A 15,334-nucleotide genomic window follows, 5' to 3' on the forward strand; every position below is an offset into this window, starting at 1 on the left:
AATCCTTGACGCGCCTGTCCTCAGAAGTCGTAGGTCATGCTCAGCAGGGCACTGCGCGGCGCACCATAGAGGTACTGGCTGTAGAAGCCTTGCTGGGTGTAGTACTCCTCATCGAAGAGGTTGGAGACGTTGAGCTGGGTACTGAAGTGGTCATTGATGCGATAGCGCGCCATGGCGTTGGCCAGGAAGACATCGCCCTGACCGACCTTGGCGGTGCCGGTCGGGGTATCGGCGTCACGATAGGTGTCGCCCTGCCAGGTGCCGCCGGCGCCCAGGGTCAGGCGTGACCAGTCACCGGGCAGCTGCCAGGTGGCGTAGACCTTGGCCTGCTGGCGTGGATAGCTGGTATTGAGCTGGGTGCCATCGGAATCCTCGGCATCCACCAGCGCGTAGCTGGCGGAGAGGTTGATGCCCGGGGCGACTTCACCGGCCACTTCCAGCTCGAACCCTTCCACCACCGCGCCGTCGGATTCGGTGTAGGCCTGATCGGTAGTGCCCGCGACATAGACGCCGGGGATCTCGACGGCCAGATTGTCCTGCTCGCTGCGGAAGACGGCGAAGGACACGTCAGCGCGGTCATTGAACAGCTCGGCCTTCAGGCCCGCTTCATAGCTGGTGCCTTCCAGCGGATCGAGCAGGGCGCCATCGGGGGCGCGTTCGCTCTGGGTGTTGAAGATCTGCGTGTAGCTGGTGTACGCGGTGAGGTTGTCGGTGATATCGACGATCAGGCCGGCATAGGGCGTGAACTCGTCGTTGTACTCATAGCTGCGCTCACCGCGGTAGTTCTGGTCGATCTCCCAATCCGTCAGGCGGGCACCGAGGATCAGATGCACGGGGTCTGCCAGCGAGAAACGCGTGACGGCGTAGAAGCCTTCCTGCCTAGTCTCGGTGTCATCGCTCAGGCCCCACTCGCCCCATTCGGGCTCGGCCAGTGCCGGGTCGTCACGATCGGTGAAGCTGCCCAGCGCCGGCACGCTGCTCGCCGGAGTGCGACTCCAGATCTCGTACTCTTCCTTCAGCTGCATATAGCCGAAGCCCAGTTGATGCTCGCGACCGAACAGCTCGAAGGGACCTTCGGCGCTCAGGTTGAGGTTCTTCTGGGTCCGGTCTCCGCGGTAGTCCAGCAGATAGGAGCCGGTGGGTACCTGGCGGTTGGTGTCGTAGTAGAGGATGCCGTTGTCACGGTCCACATAGCCGCCACGGTAGTTGTAGGTCAGCCCGTAATTGGCGTCGCCGTGGCTGTAGGCGGCGGTCGCCTTCCAGCCATTGGCGAAGTAGTGGGTCAGGTCCGCGAAGCCACGCGTGTTCTCGGTGAAGAAGTGGGCCCACTCGGTATTGTTGGCGACTGACTGATCGAAATCGGTCCGCGAGCCGTCGGTGTAGTAGAGCGGCACGCCCAGATAGGCGCCGTCCTGGTCGTAGCGCTGGTATTCGACGCCGACATTCAGTTCGGTATCCGGTGTCAGTTCCGCGGCGATCACGCCGTAGAGGGTCTCGCGGTCATTCTCCACGTCATCCATGAAGCTGTCGGAGCGGTCCTTGGCGGCCACGAAGCGTACGCCGACCTTGCCGGCGTCATCCAGCGGCGTGCTGACATCCACCACACCACGGCGGCGGTCCCAGCTGCCCACGGCACCGGTCACGCTGGCGGCGGCTTCCTCCAGCGGCTTCTTGCGCACGAAGTTGACGGTGGCGGAGGGATCGCCCACCCCGGTCATCAGGCCGGTGGCCCCGCGAATCACCTCGACGCGGTCATAGATGGCGGTGTCCCACTCGGCGTCACCGAAGGGCCAGAAGCTGCTGGTGTTGCTCTGCTGACCATCGAACTGGAAATTGCGGATCGAGTAGCCACGCGACTGGAAGTTGGTGCGCGTGCCATCGAGACGATTGGAGGACACCCCTGGCAGGCGGTTGACGGCTTCCGTGGTGCTGGTGAGCGCCTCATCCTCCATCTGCTGGCGGGTCAGGAAGCTGATCGACTGCGGTGTCTCGCGCGGTGACAGCGTCAGGCCATTGGCGCGGGTGCTGGCGCCGACCGTGTAGTCACGGGTCAACTCGGTGGTGGAGGTCTGCGCTTCACCGACGATGGTCATGGCTTGTAGCTCACGCGTCTCCGTCACGGCGCGGTTTTTTGGGCATGAGTGGCGCAGCGCTTGCCGGCGCGGCCCTCGGACAGTTCCTCCCCGGCATTCCGCAGGCCTTCGCCAAGGAGGCCCCCGCGACGGCGGCCACGCTCACGCCTTCGGCCAAGGCGCCGGTGCGACTCAACTACAACGAGAATGCCCTCGGCATGGCCCCCTCGGCGCAGCGTGCGGCCTCGGCGTCCATCGCGCATTCCAATCGTTATCCCTTCGCCCACATGGGCAAGTTGCAGTCACTGGTGGCGACGCATCACAAGGTGACCCCTGAAAGCGTGCTGTTCACGCCGGGCTCTTCCGATGCGATTCGGGCCAGCGTGCTGGCGCATGCGACTCCGGACACTCAGCTGGTCATCCCGGAACTCACCTACGGCGATGGTGCCTTGTACGCCGGCTTCTATGATCTGGCGATCAACAAGGTGCCATCCTCGCGTGAGGACTGGTCGTTCAAGCTCTCCGACATGCAGCAGGCCGTGGCGGACCACGCCGGCCCGTCCATCGTCTATCTGGTGAATCCCAACAACCCGACCTCGACCATCATCTCCAGCGATGCGCTCTACGCCTGGGTCAATGCCAGCCGCTCCGACACGTTGTTCATCATCGATGAGGCCTATGCCGAATTCGTCAATGACCCGGCCTTCCGCTCCGCGGACAGTCTGGTGGCGGGGGGCGCGAAGAACGTGCTGGTGCTCAAGACCTTCTCCAAGATCCACGCCATGGCGGGACTGCGGGTCGGCTATGCGGTGGGCGATGCCGAGCGTCTCGAGCATGTCTCGCATTACGTGGAAGATGACGCCATGACATTGTCCTACCCCGGGGTCATGGCGGCGACGGCCTCGATGCAGTCACCGGAGTTTCTGGCCCACAGCAAGCAGAGCAACGACGAAGCGCGTGCCATCTTCACCGCGACGCTCGATGAGCTGGGCTGGGAGTATCTACCCAGTCAGACCAACTTCGTCTTCCATCGCATTTCCAGGCCGCTCAAGGAATTCCAGGCGGACATGAAGGCGCGTCATGTGCTGATCGGCCGTGCCTTCCCGCCGGCAGACGGCTGGTGTCGCATGTCGCTGGGCACCCCGGCGGAAATGCACTACGTGTCAGCCGTGTTGCGCGAGCGATGACGATCTCCTCATCGGTGGCAATGATGTAGATGCCGATGCGTGACTCGTCACTGCTGATCTTGCGTTCATGGCGTGCATTGGCATCGGCGTCCAGCCTGGCCCCCAGCCAGCCAAGCCGCGAGATGATGAGCTGGCGCACCCGTGAGGAGTTCTCACCGATTCCGGCGGTGAAGACGATGCTGTCGAGGCCTCCCAGGGCGGTGGCGAGAGCCGCGATTTCACTGGCCGCTCGGTAGCAGAAGAGCGCGATCGCGGTGCGGGCCTCGGGCGCGGCATGTGCTTCAAGCTCTGCCATGTCATTGCTGATGCCCGAGACACCCAGCAGCCCGGATTGCTCGTAAAGCAGCTGTGAGACGTCCCGTATCGACATGCCCAGCGATTCCAGCAGATACAGCACGACACCAGGGTCCAGTGAGCCACAACGCTGTCCCATCATCAGTCCTTCCAGCGCAGTGAACCCCATGCTGGTCGCGACGCTCCTTCGCTCGCGCATGGCACACAGGCTGGCACCATTTCCCAGGTGGGCAGCAATGACGTCACCTCTGTCATGGCAGCGCATCCGTATGGTGGCTGAGATACAGCTGCGCCAGGGCGCAGGAGGCCAGACGGGCCAACAGGCTATCGGCGCGACTGGTGAGGATGATCGGTACGCGCGCGCCCAGCACGATTCCGGCGGCATCTGCGCCCGCCAGGTAGATCAGCTGTTTGGCGATCATGTTGGCGGCCTCGAGATCTGGCGCTATCAGGATGTCGGCATCACCGGCCACGAGAGACTGAATGCCTTTTTCGCTGGCTGCCTTGGCCGAGATGGCATTGTCGAAGGCCAGTGGACCATCGAGCAGCCCGCCGGTGATCTGGCCGCGATCCGCCATCTTGCACAGCGCAGCCGCATCCAGCGTGGAGGTGATGTGCGGATTGACGGTTTCCACGGCCGAGAGCAGCGCGACCTTCGGCAAGGCCACACCGAGGGATTGCATGAGGTCGATGGCGTTCTGAACGATATCGCGCTTGTCGATGAGGGACGGATAAATATTGATCGCGGCGTCCGTGACCAGCAATGGCTTGGGATAGGTCGGAACATCCAGCGCATAGACATGGCTGATGCGGCGTTCGGTCTTGAGCCCCAGATGGCTGTCGACCACGGCCTCCATCAGTTCATCAGTATGCAGCGACCCCTTCATCAAGGCGCCGACCGTACCGGAGCGAACCAGTGCGACTGCTGCCGCCGCTGCGGCGTGACTGTGAGGGACATCAATGATGTCAATACCGTCAAGCGACAGCTCGGCGGCGCTGGCGGCAGCCTCGATCTTCGTCCGAGGGCCGATCAGGATGGGCACGATGATCTCGCGGCCTGCAGCTTCCAGCGCACCGGTCAGCGACAGGGCATCACAGGGATGCACCACCGCCGTCACAATGGCGGGCAACTCACGTGTCGCGGCAATCAGGCGGGCATATTGCGCACCCTGCACATGCAGGTGTACCTCCGGCAGTACCACGCGCGGGCGGCGGATCTTCCTGTCTGGTGCGATGACGCGCGCTTCGCCCTCGATGACGATCTTGCCGTGCTGGTTGGTGCAGGTGCATGCCAGCACCAGTCGTCCCCGTGGCAGCTTGGCATTGACGGCAATGCGCACGTCTATCGTGTCGCCGACGCGCACCGGCGCCTTGAAGGAGAGGGTCTGGTCGAGAAATATGGTGCCGGGACCGGGAAGCTCGGTACCCAACACTGCCGATATCAGTGCGCCGCCCCACATGCCATGGGCAATGACGCCATGGAACATGGCAGAGCTCGCAAACTCCTCATCCACGTGCGCGGGATTGACGTCACCGGACATCACGGCAAACAGCTGGATATCTTGAGGCTTCAGTGTCCGGCTGAGCGTGGCGCTGTCCCCGACCCTGATCTCGTCATAGGTGCGGTTCTCGACATATTGCAGGCTTTCTCAGGTTTGCAGGACATAGCTGCCGGGGGCGTCGCACAGGGCAACGTAACGTCCTGTCGAAGCCCCCATCGGTGGCGGAGAGACAGGTGTGCCGGAATGCCCATCGAGCCAGCTCGCAAAGGCTGGCCACCATGAGCCGTCCTGCGGCGCCACGTCGGCAAGCCATTCGTCAGGGTCTCGGAAGGCAGCATTCGCCGCGGTATCGGCGATACGGAAGTGGCGATGTTGATGGCCAGGCTCAGAGACGATCCCCGCATTGTGGCCCCCGCTGGTGAGCACGAAGGTCATGTCCACATCGACGAACAAGTGAAGCTTGTAGACCGAATGCCAGGGGGCGACGTGGTCGTCCTCGGTACCGACTGCGAAGATCGGTGCGCGGATGTCCGAGATGCTGATCGCCTTGTCACCGACGTGATAGTGGCCCTCTGCCAGGTCGTTGTTCAGGAACAAGCGGCGCAGGTATTCCGAGTGCATGCGCGCTGGCATGCGGGTGGCATCCGAATTCCAGATCATGAGGTCGAAGGAATGACGGCGTTGTCCCAACAGATAGTGCTTCACTGCTGGCGTCCAGATCAGATCACGTGCACGCAGCAGGGCGAAGGTGCCGGCCATCTGGTCGGAAGACAGGTAGCCCTTGTCTGCCATCATGTCCTCGATCAGCGTGACCTGTGAGTCGCTGATGAAGAGGCGCAGTTCACCGGCCTCGGTGAAGTCGACCTGCGCGGCCAGAAGGCTGACCGAGGCCAGGCGATCATCTCCGTCACGGCTCATCGCCGCTGCGGCGATTGCCAGCAGCGAACCGCCAAGGCAATAGCCGACCGCGTGCAGCCTGGAGGCCTGGGTAATGGCCTGTATGGCGTCGACGGCATCCATGATGCCCAGTCGGCGGTAGTCATCCATGCCGAGGTCGCGCTTATCGGCGCCAGGATTGGTCCAGGACAGCATGAATACGCTGTACCCCTGTCCCACCAGGAAACGGACGAACGAGTTTCCGGGCGAAAGGTCGAGAATGTAGTACTTCATGATCCAGGCCGGCACGATCAGTATCGGCTCGGGGTGCACGCTACCTGTGGTCGGCGTGTACTGGATGAGTTCGATCAGTGCATTGCGGAAGATGACCTTGCCGGGCGTGACTGCCAGGGTATGTCCCACCTCGGGGGGAGGCATACCAAGGGCCGTATGCCAGATCGCCATGTTCCCTCTGAGGGCTGATTCCACCAGGTTGAGTTGCTTGCCCGGGGAAATGGCCAGGTGTATCGCCCAGTCCATCCAGGCCTCACCAAGCACTGACGGCGCCAGTCCCAGCGTGGATCTGGCAACGCCTGCGTGAACGATGCGGTCGATCGTCTCATAAAGGGTTGGCGCCGGTGCCAAGCTCGATGATTTCAGCGGTAATGGATTCTTGTCGTACCTGGCGCAGCGTGGCCTTGAAATCCTCCAGTTCACGTTCGATCTGAGTGGCTGCCGAGGTCATGGCCTCCATGCGCGCTTCATTCTCGGCCGCAAAGGCGTGCAGTGCGGCCTGACAGAGACGCGCATGTTGATGCTCCTGTCCCAGGCGCGTGACAAGCTGCTCGCGGGGCAACTGCATCAGCGAAGTCGCGCGTCGACAGCGTATCCAGCAGTCCGGCATGCAGGGCGCTCAGCAGTGCGACCTCGTCGATGAGACGCAGCGGTTGATGTTGAGGCTGGCGGAGAATCGCGCGAATGCACTCCCCCCTGCGAAGCTGGTCACGCACGTGACCATCCGGCATGCCGCCGAAACGCGTGAAGACTTCGAGTTCCAGAAATTGCGCGTAATCCAGCCGCAGCGTACCCGCGGCCTTGCGCAGTACTGGCGCTTGGGTCTTGCCGCCGACACGACTGACGCTCAAGCCGACATCCACTGCGGGTTTCTGTCCTTGATGGAAGAGCGCGGCGTCCAGCACGATCTGGCCATCGGTGATCGAGATCAGGTTGGTCGGAATATAGGCCGATAGATTGCCGGAGTCGGTTTCCGCGATGGGCAGCGCGGTCAGCGAGCCGCCGCCCTTGGCAGGAGATAGCTTGGCGGCGCGTTCCAGAAGGCGAGCGTGCAGATAGAAGACATCCCCCGGATAGGCCTCGCGGCCGGGTGACTGGCGTGTCAGCAGCGCAATCTCGCGGTGGGTGGCCGCATGCTTGGAAAGATCATCGATCACGATCAAGGCATGCTGGCCCGTGTCGCGGAAATGCTCCGCCATCGTCATGCCGGCATAAGGGGCAATCCACTGCAGGCCTGGCGCCGAGGCCGAGCCTGCGACCATCACGATGCAGCGCGCAAAGTTGCCCTGAGAGGTCAGCGCATCAATGGCACGTCGCACGCTGGACGTCTTCTGGCCGACCGCGACATACAGACAGATCATGTCACTGCTGCGCTGCGCGATCATCGTATCGATGGCCAGCGTCGTCTTGCCGGTGGCGTGATCACCGACGATGAGTTCGCGTTGGCCGCGGCCGAGGGCGAACAGCGTATCGACGGCAATGATGCCGGTCTGTACTGGCTCGGTGACCAGATCTCGCTCGATGATCGACGGTGCCGGGCGCTCGATGGGCCCTTGAGCAGGGCGCTGCGCTCTGCCGCGATGTTGGCATGCGCCGCGTTCAATGAGGCAAGACGTCTGTCCGCCTCGGTGTGCGCGTCATCGGCGGCGTCGAGCGTGGCCTGTGCCGTTGCGCGGCGCTGCTCGATGGCCTGTGAGACAGGCTTCCACAGCACGCGCGAGAGCAGCCAGATCAGGATGAGCACGTTGAGTGCCTGCAACCCGATTCCCCACCAGTCGATAGTCATCAGTTCACGCCAGCAATGGGTTGGCAAACAGCAGCAACAACGCGATCACCAGGCAGTAGATAGCAGTGGTCTCTATCATCGCCAGGCCAACGAACAGCGTACGCGAGATCGTATTGGCGGCCTCCGGCTGGCGAGCGATGGCGTCCATGGCGGCGGCCACGGCACGGCCCTCCGCGAGCGCTGGCCCTATGGCGCCGAACGCCACGGCAAATGCTGCGGAGATGACACTGGCAAAGGCGATCCAATCCATCATGAGTTCTGCGCGGCCTTCCTCGACCGTCGAGGCAATGAAGACCAGCGCCAGGATGGCGAAGATGTAGGCCTGTACCAGACCGGTCAGAAGATCCAGCGCCATCAGGGGAATCGGTACCAGCAGTCCTGCCAGTGATGCGACGATTCCGATGACGAAAACGCCACTCATCACATTGCCGAACAGGCGGACGAACATGGAGAAGGTACGGGTGAGACTCTCCAGAATGTTCAAGGGAATCATCACCACATTGGGCGCCGCGAACGACTTGAGATAGCCCTTGACGCCTGCGCCCCGAATGCCGAACCAGATGATGGACACGAAGACGAGCAGGGCCAGCGCGGCATCCGTTTCCATCTGGGCAGTCGGAGGTTCGACCCCGGGGAGAAGCGATGACAGGTTGGCGACCAGGATGAACAGGAACAGCGTGCCGATGAAACTGCGATACGGTGTTGGCTCAACGCCACTGGTCTCACGGATCTGCACATCGAGAGTCGATACCAGCAGCTCCAGTGCTGCCTGGCGTCTATCGGGTATCAGGGTCAGGCGGCGTGTCAATGTGACGCAGCGCATTGAGTTGGAGGCGCATGCTCTCGACGTGCTCCGTTCGCTGCGTATCGGCATCGGCGCGGAAACGGGCCAGTACCTCGCTGTCCAGCGTGTCCAGGTCATCACCCAATACGGCTTCTCGGGTGGCGATGTGGATCTCGCCGCGACTGACATTCAGCACGCCGCCTCGGATGGCGCAGAAATGCTGGGACTCGCCTTCACGCCAGCTGAGCGCCGAGATTTCCAGCGCTGTCAGGAATTCGCTGTGGCCCGTGAGGATGCCGAAGCTGCCACTGGCATCCTCGGCGCGCAGGCTGTCGATCTGTCTGTCAGCGATGAGGGTCAGTGGCGTCACGATGATGAGTCTCATGCTTGTGGCGTGCCTCCTCCAGCGTGCCGACCATGTACAGCGCGCTTTCCGGCCAATCATCTGTCTCGCCGGCGAGAATGGCTCGACAGCCTGCCAGAGTCTCGGTGAGCGCCACACTGGCGCCGGGTGTGCCGGTGAATGCCTCCGTGACCATGAAGGGCTGGGTGAGGAAGCGTTGCAGTCGCCTGGCACGGGTGACGATCTGACGATCGGCGGCACCCAGCTCCTCGACCCCGAGCAAGGAGATGATGTCGGCCAGCTCTCGAAAGCGGGCCAGCGTTCGGCGCACGGTATCGGCCGTCTCGTAGTGGATGTCGCCGACGACCAGTGGGTCCAGCAGCATCGATGAGGAGTCCAGCGGATCGATGGCGGGATAGAAGCCCTCTGCCGCCATGGCGCGCGAGAGCATGATGACGCAGTCCATGTGGCTGGAAATGGTGGTGACGGCTGGGTCGGTAAAGTCATCCGCCGGCACGTAGACGGCTTGAATGGCCGTGACTGCCGACCCGGCAACAGACGCGATACGCTCCTGCAGGGCAGCGACTTCACTGGCCAGTGTCGGCTGATAGCCCACGCGTGACGGCAGCCTGCCCAGCAGGCTCGAGACCTCCGCGCCGGCCTGTACGAAACGGAAGACGTTGTCCATCAGCAGCAGCACGTTGCGATGCTGTTGATCACGGAAATACTCGGAGATGGCCAGTGCTGTCATGGGCACACGCCAGCGAGCGCCTGGTGGCTCGTTCATCTGGCCATAGACCAGCACGCTGCGCGCCAGTACGCCGGACCCTGCCATTTCGGTCAGCAACTCATGACCCTCGCGTGAGCGCTCTCCAATGCCCGCGAAGACGGAGATTCCTGCATATTTCTCGACCATGGCGCGTATCAGTTCCATGACCAATACGGTCTTGCCCACCCCTGCGCCGCCAAACATGGCCGCCTTGCCGCCCTGTGCCATGGGCATCAGCAGGTCGATGACCTTGATGCCGGTCTCGAACATTTCGCTGGCCCCTATCTGCGATTCGAGCGGTGGGGCCGTGGCATGAATGGAGCAGCGTGGTGTGTCACCGGGCAGGGGCGGGCCGTCATCACGTGGCTCACCCACCACATCCAGCAATCGCCCGAGCACGGCTTCGCCGACCGGTACGCGTATGGGGCGACCTGATGCCTGTACTGCGACGCCCCGTGCGAGCCCCGCCGTGGATTGGAACGCTACGGCACGCAAGGTGGTCACGCTAAGGTGACTGTGCACCTCGAGTATCAATGTCGTCGGCTTGCTCCACTTCACGATGAGCGCCGAATTGATGGGTGGCAGTTCCACGGCCTCAAAGGTGACATCCACCACTCGTGAGGAGTTGCCCATGGAACTGGATCCCGTGATCCTGTCGCGAATACAGTTCGGATTTGTCGTGTCATTCCACGCCGTCTTTCCGGTGTTCACCATCGGATTGGCTTCCTATGTCGCCTTGTTGCACGGTCTTTATTACAAGACCGGCAATGCCGCCTGGGACCGACTTGCCGCCTTCTGGGTGAAGGTGTTCGCCGTCGTGTTCGCCATGGGGGTGGTCTCGGGCATCGTGATGGCCTTCCAGTTCGGCACCAACTGGAGCAACTTCAGTTATGCCAGCTCCAACTTCATCGGGCCGATGCTCAGCTATGAGGTGGTGACGGCGTTCTTCCTTGAGGCAGGCTTCCTCGGCGTGCTGCTGTTCGGGCGTGGCAAGGTGCCGGAAGGGATCCATCTGTTCGCGGCCCTGATGGTGGCGCTGGGCACCTTCATCTCCGCCTTCTGGATTCTCTCCACCAACAGCTGGATGCAGACACCGGCGGGAGTGGAGATGGTGGACGGCCACTTCTTCGTCAAGGATTGGGCCGCTGCCATCTTCAATGCCTCCCTGCCGTATCGCTTCGCCCACATGGCGATCGCCTCCTTCCTGACCGGTGGCTTCGTGGTGGCGGGGGTGAGTGCCTGGTATCTGCTGATCGGGCGCGATGTCGACGCCAACAAGCGTGCGCTGTCCATGTGCATGTGGCTGCTGCTGGTGCTGGCACCGGCGCAGGCGGTGGTGGGTGACATGCACGGCATCAACACGCTGGAGCATCAGCCGACCAAGGTCGCCGCGATGGAAGGCAACTGGGAGACCCAGTCGGGCGCGCCGCTCCTGCTGTTCGCCTGGCCGGACAAGGAGGCGCAGATGAACCACTTCGAGATCGCGATCCCGAAGCTGGCCAGTCTGATCCTGACCCACGACCCCGATGGCGTGGTGCCGGGGCTCAAGGAGGTCGCACCTGACAAGCAGCCGCCGGTGTGGTTCGTGTTCTGGTCGTTCCGCGTGATGGTGGCGATGGGGCTCTTGATGATCGCCGTGGCCTTCATCGGTGTCTTCCTGCGCCGCGATGGCAAACTCTATCGCTCGCGCCCCTTCCTGCAGACGTTGCGTCTGATGTCCATCGCGCCGTTCTTCGCCGTGCTGGCGGGGTGGTTCGTGACCGAGGCCGGGCGCTCGCCGTGGCTGGTCTACGAGATGATGACCCAGCAGGAGGCCGTCACGCCGTCACTCACCGGCTGGATGGTGCTTACCACGCTGATCGGCTATTTCCTGGTCTATCTGGTGGTCTTCGTGACCGGCAGTTACTACCTGACCCGCGTCATCCGTGGTGGCATGCAACCGGAACTGCCCCATGACGATGTCGAGACCGCGATGCGCCCGCTGTCCGCCGCGCACGAGAGTCTGGACGATGATGCCAGCCGCACGGTAAGGAGTTGAGCTGATGGAAATGATCAATCTGACAATGATCTGGGCGCTGATCATCGGCTTCGGCGTCATGATGTACATCCTGATGGATGGCTTCGATCTGGGGGTGGGCATCCTGTACCCTTTCGCACCCGATGAGCACGCCCGTGACGTGATGATGAACTCGGTCGCGCCCATCTGGGACGGCAACGAGACCTGGCTGGTGCTGGGCGGGGCCGGGCTGCTGGCGGCCTTCCCGGCGGTCTACACCATCCTGCTGCCGGCGCTGTATCTGGGGGTCTTCCTGATGCTGGCGGGGCTGATCTTCCGGGGGATCGCCTTCGAGTTCCGCTTCAAGTCCTCGCGCAATCGTCACTGGTGGAACATCGCCTTCAGTGGCGGCTCCTTCCTGGCGACCTTCTGTCAGGGCGTGGTGGTCGGCGCCTACATCCAGGGCTTCGCCACCGAAGGGCATGTCTACGTGGGCGGCGCCTTCGACTGGCTGTCACCGTTCACCGTGATCACTGGGCTTGCGCTGGTGGCGGGGTATGCGCTGCTGGGCGCCACCTGGACCATCATGAAGAGCGAGGGTGAGGTACAGGAATGGGCCTATCGCATCACGCCGAAGCTGCTGATCGCCGTACTGGTGGGCTTCGCGGTCATCAGCCTCTACACCCCGTTCGTGGATGAGTATGTGCGGGAACGCTGGTTCGACCATCTGGGCGTGTTCTGGGTCTTCCCGGTGCTGGCGCTGTGCTGTGCGGCGCTGATCTGGCGGGCGGTCAACAAGCGTCAGGAAGGGCAGCCCTTCGTCGCGACGCTGGGACTGTTCCTGTTCACCTATCTGGGGCTGATCTTCAGCAAGTGGCCGTATCTGGTGCCGCCGGACATCACCCTGTGGGACGCGGCCTCCGCGCCGGAGTCGCAGCTGTTCCTGCTGCTGGGCGTGCTGTTCGTCATTCCGATGGTGCTGGGCTACACCGCCTGGAGCTACTGGGTGTTCCGCGGCAAGGTACAGGGGGTCGGCTATCACTGAGCAGGCAGATGGCTCCGACAGCAGGCGACGCGAGAGCGTCGCCTGCTCGGGTTTTCGGCCTTGTCCGGGGTCGTGGCGGGTATCCTGACGGTCGCCCAGCTGGTACTGACGGCCTGGGTGATCACCGAAGCCATCGAGCATCCCGAGTCATTGGGGGCGCTGTGGTGGCCCTTCATCGGCCTGCTGGGGTTGCTGGGTGCGCGGGTGCTGGCGAGTGGTGGTCAGGAGCTGCTGGCCCAGCGTGCCAGCCAGCGACTGCGACAGGCCATTCGTGGCGAGGTACTGACGGCACTCGAGACGCTGGGGCCGGTGCGCGCCGCCCAGTATCACAGCGCCGATCTCGCCCAGCGCTGGGTGGAGCAGGTGGAGGCCCTGGAAGGCTACTTCGCGCGCTTTCATGTGCAGATGCGTCTGGTGGTGATCACGCCGCTGCTGATTCTGGCCATCGTGGTCAGTCTGGACTGGCTGGCAGCCATCCTGCTGGCGCTGACCGCGCCACTGATACCGCTGTTCATGGCGCTGGTCGGCATGGGGGCCGAGTCGCTCAATCGTGACCAGTTCCAGGCGGTCGCGCGGCTGTCGCGCCACTTCGTGGATCGCGTGCGTGCCATCACCACCTTGCGCCTGTTCGGGCTGGGGGAGCTGGCGACCCGCGAGGTGACGCTGGTGGCCGATGACTACCGCAAGCGCAGTCTGCGCACCTTGCGGCTCGCTTTCCTGTCATCCGCGGTGCTGGAGTTCTTTGCCTCGGTCTCCATCGCCGTGGTCGCCATCTACATCGGCTTCGGCCTGCTTGGTGACATTCCCATCGGGCCGGCCGATGAGCTGACCCTCTTCAGTGCGCTGGTGATCCTGCTGCTGGCCCCCGAGTTCTTCCAGCCGCTGAGAACCCTGTCCCAGTTCTACCATGACCGCGCCTCGGCGCTGGCCGCCTCCGAGACGCTGATGGAGATTCTCGAGGCTGCCGACATGACGCCGCCTCGGCGAGCTGATGTGTCTGACGGATGTCTGTCTGAGCCACCCCGAGCGCGGGCAGGTACTGGGCCCGCTGGAGCTGGCGCTGAGGCAGGGCGAGGTGCTGGTCGTCAGCGGGGCCTCCGGGGCGGGCAAGTCGACGCTGCTGCAGGTGATGGCCGGATTCGTCGCCCCGGACAGCGGGCAGCGTCAGATAGCCCCCGCCACGCGTCTGGCCTGGATGGATCAACGTCCGCTGCTGATGCAGGGCAGTCTCGCCGACAATCTGCGTATCACCGCGCCGCAGGCCAGTGACGCCGAGATCATCACCGCGCTTGAGCGCGCAGGGCTCAAGGCCGAGCTTGCCGCCTTGCCGCAAGGCATCGCGACACCGCTCGGCGAAGGCGGGCGCGGGCTGTCCGGTGGGCAGGCACAGCGGCTGGCGCTGGCGCGGGTGTTTCTGAGCGATGCCTCGCTGGTGCTGCTCGATGAGCCCACCGCCAGTCTGGATGCCGAGACGGAACGTTATCTGATCGCGGGCTTCGAGTGGCTGAGCGCTCAAGGGCGGACCCTGGTGATCGCGACCCACCATCCGGCGCTGATCGCCATGGCAACGCGCCATCTGGCGCGAGGCGCTCACGCGTCTGGCCCCCTGGTGGCGCCTGCATGATCAATACCGTCGCCGTCTGATACTCGGCGTGGTGCTGATGATGATGACGGCCTGTTCGGCGCTCGGCCTGCTGGCGGTTTCCGGCTGGTTCATCACCGCCTCCGCCCTGACGGGGGCTGCGCTGGCCGCCGGTGCGGGCATGACGCTGGATGTCTACACCCCGGGCAGCGGCATTCGGCTGTTCGCCGTCTCGCGCACCGTGTCGCGCTATCTGGAACGGCTCTACAACCACGACACCATCCTGCGTCTGCTGGCCAGCCTGCGCGGCACTGCCTTCGCCGCACTGGTGACGATGGACCCCGCGCGGGTGGCGGCGCGGCGTTCCAGTGACTGGCTCAATCGCCTCACCGCGGATATCGACACTCTGGATGCGCTCTACCTGCGTCTGGCGGCTCCGCCACTGATGGCGCTGGGCCTGATCGCGGTGCTGGTGGCGCTGGTCGCTGTCTGGCTGCCGACAACGGCGGCGTGGCTGGCGGGGTTCCTGGTGCTGGGCTGGGCCTGGCTGACGCTGGGGCAGGCGCGCTGGGGGCTGGTGGCCAGTCGGCGGCGCGTCACGACATTGGAGTCGTTGCGCTCGGCGCTGATGGAGACGTTGCGTGGTCAGGCGGAGCTTGAGGCCTATGCGGCGCTGGGCAGTGCCCGTCAGCGCCTGGATGAGATCGAGACCTGCCTGTTGAGAGATCAGTGGCGACTGGCGGTGATCACGGCCATCGGCAATGGCCTGGCCAGTCTGGTGATCGGCCTGTCGTGGTTGCTGTT

The 15,334-nt window shown here is 63.6% G+C and carries 12 protein-coding genes and 5 pseudogenes; 6 read left to right on the forward strand and 11 right to left on the reverse strand.

Annotated features, from left to right (window positions below; genetic code table 11):
- Positions 1-20: 20 nt before the first annotated feature.
- Positions 21-2,093: a TonB-dependent siderophore receptor gene (locus CU110_RS06810; protein ID WP_127735097.1), complete on the reverse strand. Its 2,073-nt coding sequence runs from the start codon at positions 2,091-2,093 to the stop codon at positions 21-23.
- Between CU110_RS06810 and CU110_RS16745 the strand changes: the two genes are divergently transcribed.
- The gene (locus CU110_RS16745; RefSeq protein ID WP_276317895.1) at positions 1,997-3,259 is read left to right on the forward strand and encodes a histidinol-phosphate transaminase; all 1,263 of its coding nucleotides are present in this window, start codon (positions 1,997-1,999) and stop codon (positions 3,257-3,259) included. The genes CU110_RS06810 and CU110_RS16745 overlap by 97 nt on opposite strands.
- A 49-nt stretch (positions 3,260-3,308) precedes the next feature.
- Here CU110_RS16745 and CU110_RS16750 read toward each other — a convergent pair.
- The 10 genes and pseudogenes from CU110_RS16750 to atpD all read right to left on the reverse strand — a co-directional run.
- A pseudogene (locus CU110_RS16750) lies at positions 3,309-3,818 on the reverse strand (acetate kinase); the annotation flags it as partial.
- Positions 3,805-5,196 carry a bifunctional enoyl-CoA hydratase/phosphate acetyltransferase gene (locus CU110_RS06825; RefSeq protein WP_127735108.1) on the reverse strand — a complete coding sequence of 464 codons (1,392 nt, stop codon included), beginning with the start codon at positions 5,194-5,196 and terminating at the stop codon, positions 3,805-3,807. The gene CU110_RS06825 and the pseudogene CU110_RS16750, both read right to left, overlap by 14 nt.
- Before the next feature lie 6 nt (positions 5,197-5,202).
- On the reverse strand, positions 5,203-6,471 hold the full coding sequence (locus tag CU110_RS06830; RefSeq protein WP_240665509.1) for an alpha/beta fold hydrolase: 1,269 nt from the start codon (positions 6,469-6,471) through the stop codon (positions 5,203-5,205).
- A gap of 79 nt (positions 6,472-6,550) precedes the next feature.
- Positions 6,551-6,793, reverse strand: a complete 243-nt coding sequence (locus CU110_RS06835; RefSeq protein WP_127735110.1) for a F0F1 ATP synthase subunit gamma — start codon at positions 6,791-6,793, stop codon at positions 6,551-6,553.
- Entirely contained in the window at positions 6,693-7,829 is a 1,137-nt protein-coding gene (locus tag CU110_RS16755) for a F0F1 ATP synthase subunit alpha (RefSeq protein WP_346427188.1), read from the reverse strand. Before CU110_RS16755 ends, CU110_RS06835 begins: the two co-directional genes overlap by 101 nt.
- Positions 7,808-8,011: pseudogene (locus CU110_RS16760) on the reverse strand (hypothetical protein); the annotation flags it as partial. The gene CU110_RS16755 and the pseudogene CU110_RS16760, both read right to left, overlap by 22 nt.
- A gap of 4 nt (positions 8,012-8,015) precedes the next feature.
- Positions 8,016-8,261, reverse strand: a complete 246-nt coding sequence (locus CU110_RS17905; protein WP_084209684.1) for a F0F1 ATP synthase subunit C — start codon at positions 8,259-8,261, stop codon at positions 8,016-8,018.
- 66 nt (positions 8,262-8,327) lie between these two features.
- Positions 8,328-8,885, reverse strand: a pseudogene (locus CU110_RS17910) (F0F1 ATP synthase subunit A); the annotation flags it as partial.
- Complete coding sequence (locus CU110_RS06855; RefSeq protein WP_127735116.1) at positions 8,788-9,180, reverse strand: F0F1 ATP synthase subunit epsilon; 393 nt, start codon at positions 9,178-9,180, stop codon at positions 8,788-8,790. The pseudogene CU110_RS17910 and the gene CU110_RS06855, both read right to left, overlap by 98 nt.
- A complete protein-coding gene (gene atpD / locus CU110_RS06860; protein ID WP_127735119.1) occupies positions 9,140-10,540 on the reverse strand; it encodes a F0F1 ATP synthase subunit beta in 1,401 nt (466 codons plus the stop codon). Before atpD ends, CU110_RS06855 begins: the two co-directional genes overlap by 41 nt.
- On the opposite strand from atpD, the gene CU110_RS06865 reads away from it, so the two are divergent.
- The 5 genes and pseudogenes from CU110_RS06865 to CU110_RS06880 all read left to right on the forward strand — a co-directional run.
- Entirely contained in the window at positions 10,539-11,945 is a 1,407-nt protein-coding gene (locus CU110_RS06865) for a cytochrome ubiquinol oxidase subunit I (protein WP_084209685.1), read from the forward strand. The two genes, atpD and CU110_RS06865, sit on opposite strands and share 2 nt — an antisense overlap.
- Positions 11,946-11,949: 4 nt before the next feature.
- Positions 11,950-12,948: a cytochrome d ubiquinol oxidase subunit II gene (gene cydB, locus CU110_RS06870; RefSeq protein WP_077375744.1), complete on the forward strand. Its 999-nt coding sequence runs from the start codon at positions 11,950-11,952 to the stop codon at positions 12,946-12,948.
- A 72-nt stretch (positions 12,949-13,020) separates the two neighbouring features.
- Positions 13,021-13,734, forward strand: a pseudogene (locus CU110_RS17915) (ABC transporter transmembrane domain-containing protein); the annotation flags it as partial.
- Between the two features lie 205 nt (positions 13,735-13,939).
- On the forward strand, positions 13,940-14,572 hold the full coding sequence (locus CU110_RS17920) for an ATP-binding cassette domain-containing protein (RefSeq protein WP_346427173.1): 633 nt from the start codon (positions 13,940-13,942) through the stop codon (positions 14,570-14,572).
- A gap of 139 nt (positions 14,573-14,711) precedes the next feature.
- A pseudogene (locus CU110_RS06880) lies at positions 14,712-15,311 on the forward strand (ABC transporter transmembrane domain-containing protein); the annotation flags it as partial.
- Between the last annotated feature and the right edge of the window lie 23 nt (positions 15,312-15,334).

The organism is Cobetia sp. ICG0124 (assembly GCF_004006355.1).
GTDB lineage: Bacteria > Pseudomonadota > Gammaproteobacteria > Pseudomonadales > Halomonadaceae > Cobetia > Cobetia marina.